Below are 5,018 nucleotides of genomic sequence, written 5' to 3'. Positions count from 1 at the left end.
AATAAAAGAAGAAAATCAAAAAATTACTAATAAAATTGTCAATACTAAAAATATTTTAATATCAAAAATTGATCAACCAAAACCATTTAAAACTACTGCTATTATTGGTTGTCAATGAGGTGACGAAGGAAAAGGTAAAATAACTGACTATTATAGTCAAAATTCTGATGTTATTGTTCGTTGAAGTGGTGGTGATAATGCCGGACATACAATTGTTTTTGATCATCAAAAATATAAATTAAGTATTATTCCTTCTGGTATCTTTAATAAAGATTCATATTGTGTTATTGCTAATGGTTGTGTTGTTAATCCAGAAAAATTAGTTTCTGAAATTGAATATTTAAAAGCTGCTGGTTTTAGTTGTCAAAATTTACGAATTTCTGATCGTGCTCATATTATTTTACCTTATCATTTAGCATTTGATGAATATGAAGAAAAAATTAAGGGTGATAAAGCTATTGGCACTACTAAAAAAGGAATTGGACCTTGTTATGCTGATAAAGTTAATCGGATTGGAATTCGAATGGGCGATTTATTAGATAAGGAACGACTATTAGAATTGATTACTGATAATTTGTTAATTAAAAATAAAATATTAAAAAATGTTTATGGATATGAAAAAGAATTTAATGCGCAAACAATATATAATCGTTTATTAGAATTATTACCATACTTTAAAGATTTAATTATTGATACTGGTCAATTTTTAAATGAACAATTAGTTAGAAATAAAAAGATATTATTTGAAGGAGCACAAGGTACTTTATTAGATTTAGATCATGGTACATATCCTTTTGTAACATCTTCTAATCCAAGTGCTAGTTCAATTGCTATTGGTTCAGGTATTTCTTTAAAAGCAATTAATGAAATTATTGGTGTAACTAAAGCATACAGTACAAGAGTTGGTGCTGGTGCGTTTCCTAGTGAAGTTTTTGGTAAATTAGCAGATTATATTCGTATGATTGGTAATGAATATGGCACAGTTTCAAAAAGACCAAGAAGAATTGGATGATTTGATGCAGTTATTGCTAAGTATAGTGCCCAAATTAATGGATTTACTAGTTTAGCTATTATGTTGTTAGACGTGCTTACTGGTATTGAAACATTAAGCATTTGTACGCATTATACTTTAAATGGCGAAATAATTAGATACATACCTTCTCAAATTAATAACTTTAATAAATGTCAACCACATTTTATTACTATGCCTGGCTGAAATGAAGATATTACTAATATTACTAGTTATGATGAATTACCAGAAAATGCTAAAAATTATTTAAAAAAAATTAGTGAGTTGGTGGGTGTTCCAATTAGAATATTTTCTGTTGGTCCAGATCGTAAACAAACTATATTTATTAAGGAGTAAAAATGATTGAACGTTACGAAACAAAAGCAATGACTAATATTTGAAATATGAAAAATCGTTTAAACTTATGAATGAATTTTCAAATTGATGTTTGTGAATCATTACAACATTTAAATATAATTCCTTTTAAAGATTTTCAATTAATTAAAAAAAATGCTAAGTTAGATATTGAATTAATGAATAAATTAGAATTAGAAACTAAACATGATGTAGTTGCGTTTACTAGAATGTTAAGTGCTAACTTAAAAACTGAAAGTCGTTGAATTCATTATGGTTTAACTTCAACTGATATGGTTGATAGTGTCCAAAATCTACAAATAAAATTTTCAAATGAAATTATTGAAAAAGCTTTAATTACTTTACAATTGAAATTAAAAGAGTTAGCGTTTAAATATAAAGATCAATTAGTAATTGGTCGCAGTCATGGTATTTTTGGTGAACCAACTTCATTAGGATTAAAATTTGCTTTATGATACGATGAAATAAATAGACAGTTAGTAAGGTTGGAATTAGCAAGAAAACAAGTTGAAGTTATTAAGATTACGGGTGCTATGGGTAATTTTGTTCATATTTCGCCAAAAGTTAGTGAATTTATTGCCAAAAAATGAAAAATGGAAGTTGACAGTTCTGCTACGCAGGTAGTACAACGTGATCGTTTGATTTTTTTAATTACACAATTAAGTTCAATTGCTACAACAATTGAAAAAATAGCTTTAGAAATTCGTTTGAGTCAACGTAGCGAAGTTAATGAACTTTTAGAGGGATTTTCTATTTCACAAAAAGGTTCAAGTTCAATGCCACATAAAAAAAATCCAATTGGTTCTGAAAATATTTGTGGTTTAGCAAGATTAGTTCGAAGTTATAATAGTATAGTATATGAGAATAATTTATTATGGTATGAACGTGATATCTCTCATAGTTCTAATGAACGCATTATGTTACCTGATATTTATCATATATTAGATTTTATTATTAATAGAATGACAAATATTTTAGATAATTTAGTAATTAATACTAGTGCCATGGCAAATAATATTGCTAAAGCTAATGAACTTTATTTTTCACAAGTAGTTTTATTGGCTATTATTAAAAATAATCCAAAAATAACACGTGAAATTGCTTATGATTTTATTCAAAAATGCACTTTAGAAGCACAAAATAAAATGATTAATTTTAAAGATGTATTAATAAAGAATAATATTAATCAATATTTAACTAGTGAACAGTTAAATGAATGTTGTAATAATAATATTTTTTTAATAAATGTTGATTATATTTTTAAAAAAGTTTTTAAAGATAAATAATGTTTAATATTAAATTTAATTAGCATTTAATTTATTAATTTTTGTTTTTTTATTTTATCTAATAATCAATAAATATAAAAGATTAAGAAAATATTGTAATTAGTCACTAGATTATATAAGTTTAAGGAGTGAAAATTATGAAGAAATACAAAATCGATAATAGTTTTCCTTTTATAGATCAAGATTTTAATTTTATTACAAGATATGATAGTGAAGAACACTTTTATGATGTTTTAGATGATCGATACTTAAAAGATAATGGAGAAATAGATGTTAATTTATTAAAAAAGAAAATTAATAAAATAAAAATAATATTATATTATATTAATAATAAGAAATATAAATGTGAAAAAACATTGCAGTCAAATATTAAAAAACAATCTATATTTCTTTCTTATAATATAAATAGTATTAAAAAGTTAGAAATTTTCGAAAAACAAAAAACAAGTAAAATTTTTAAATTTAAGAATAAATTAGTTAAGTTTTTAACTTTTGGTTATTATAATTTTGAAAAAAAACGAATTAACAAAATAGTATGTGAAAAAGTTAATATAAGTAATCAAAAAGAAGAATTGAAAAAGGTTGGATTAAAAATTTTAAAACTTAATAATATTTTAGAAAAAATAGAAAAAGAAAAAAGAAGACAATGAGAAAAAAATGATCTTTTGAGACATTGATATGATTTTGCAAGTTCAAGAAAATTACAAAATCAACCATTAATGAGTAACGGTAATCAGTATTTACCAGTAAATAATTATGATAATGAAAAAAGTAGTGTTATTTCACACGTAAATAGTGATTATCAGTTTTACTTAAACGTTGATATAGATGCTGTTAACTCTGATAATGGTTTTAATGAAAATCAATATCAACAAAAATGTTCCATTTTATAAAAAAATAAAAATTAATAAAATATTATTAATTTAAATAAGTATTACAATAAATAATGCTATTTTAATGTAAAATTATAATTATTAAATTTAGGAGCAAATAATGACAAAAAAATTTTATATTACTACCCCTATTTATTATCCTAGTGCTAAATTACACTTGGGACATGCTTATACAACAATTATTGCTGATGTTTTAGCTCGCTATAAGAAAATGCAAGGTTATGAAGTATTCTTTTTAACTGGAAGTGATGAACATGGTCAAAAAATTGCTAAAAAGGCGGATGAAAATAAACAAACTCCACAAAAATTTGTTGATGATATTGTTGTTGGGTTTAAGAATTTATGAAAAAACTTAAATATTGATTATGATAAATTTATTAGAACAACTAATAAAAATCATATTTTAAGTGTTCAAAAAATATTTAGCAAATTATTAAAACAAAATGATATTTATTTGGGAAAATATGAAGGGTCATATTGTATTTCTTGTGAAGAATTTTTGACAGATAGCCAAATTAATAAAACTAATAATACATGTAAAATATGTCAAGGTAATATTACTACTTTATCAGAACCATCATATTTTTTAAAATTGGAAAAATATACTAAACAATTATTAAAATATTATGATGAACATCCATTATTTTTATGGCCACTTAATCGTAAAACGGAAATGATTAATAATTTTATTACGCCAGGTTTAGAAAATTTAAGTGTTACTAGAACGAGTTTTACTTGAGGGGTACCAGTATTAGAAGATCCAAAACATGTTATTTATGTTTGAATTGATGCATTAAGTAATTATTTAACAGGATTAGGTTATTTACAAGATGATGACATTAATTTTAAAAAATTTTGACTAGATTCAAATTGTGAAATTGTGATTTAGTTGGTAAAGAAATTAGTCGTTTTCATATGATTTATTGGCCAATTTTATTAATGGCATTAAACTTGAGACAACCAAATCGAATTTTGGCCCACGGTTGAATTACTAATGAAGAAGGAAAAATGTCAAAATCAAAAGGTAATGTTATTGATCCTTTAGTATTAGTAAATCGTTATGGTGCCGATGGATTACGGTTTTTTTTAATGAAAGAAATTATTATTGGTCATGATGCAAAATATAGTCATGAATTATTTTTAAATTGTTATAACTCTTATCTTGTTAATGATTTAGGTAATTTGCTTTCGCGAACAGTTACAATGATCATTAAATATTGTGATGGTAAAATTCCCAAAGTTAATTTAAATAAGCTACAACCAGAAGCAATAGAAATAATTAAAATTATTAAAAGTACTATTAATGATTTTAATATTGAAATGGATGAGTATCAAATTCATGAAGCAATTAATGTCGTTTTTAAATTAATAACTAGTGGTAATAAATTAATTGATTTAACAAAACCATGAGATTTACATAAAAATAATAAAACTATTGAATTACATAATATTTTA

Annotated in this window: 5 protein-coding genes; all 5 read left to right on the top strand. The window is 23.8% G+C overall.

Translation table 4 applies throughout. The annotated features are described in order from the left end of the window. Positions 1-67 precede the first annotated feature (67 nt). Complete coding sequence (locus M0D11_RS05230) at positions 68-1,366, top strand: adenylosuccinate synthase (RefSeq protein WP_368862543.1); 1,299 nt, start codon at positions 68-70, stop codon at positions 1,364-1,366. A 2-nt stretch (positions 1,367-1,368) separates the two neighbouring features. After that, the gene (gene purB / locus M0D11_RS05225) at positions 1,369-2,670 is read left to right on the top strand and encodes an adenylosuccinate lyase (protein WP_252320738.1); all 1,302 of its coding nucleotides are present in this window, start codon (positions 1,369-1,371) and stop codon (positions 2,668-2,670) included. A gap of 137 nt (positions 2,671-2,807) precedes the next feature. Further along, complete coding sequence (locus tag M0D11_RS05220; RefSeq protein ID WP_252320736.1) at positions 2,808-3,563, top strand: hypothetical protein; 756 nt, start codon at positions 2,808-2,810, stop codon at positions 3,561-3,563. Between the two features lie 100 nt (positions 3,564-3,663). After that, the gene (locus tag M0D11_RS05215) at positions 3,664-4,452 is read left to right on the top strand and encodes a class I tRNA ligase family protein (RefSeq protein WP_252320734.1); all 789 of its coding nucleotides are present in this window, start codon (positions 3,664-3,666) and stop codon (positions 4,450-4,452) included. A gap of 26 nt (positions 4,453-4,478) precedes the next feature. Further along, positions 4,479-5,018: class I tRNA ligase family protein (locus M0D11_RS05210; protein WP_438811372.1), on the top strand; the 540-nt coding region annotated here is incomplete at its 3' end.

Source organism: Spiroplasma endosymbiont of Lariophagus distinguendus (assembly GCF_023846195.1).
GTDB lineage: Bacteria > Bacillota_I > Bacilli_A > Mycoplasmatales > VBWQ01 > Spiroplasma_E.
This window is presented reverse-complemented; position numbering and strand designations above follow the sequence as displayed.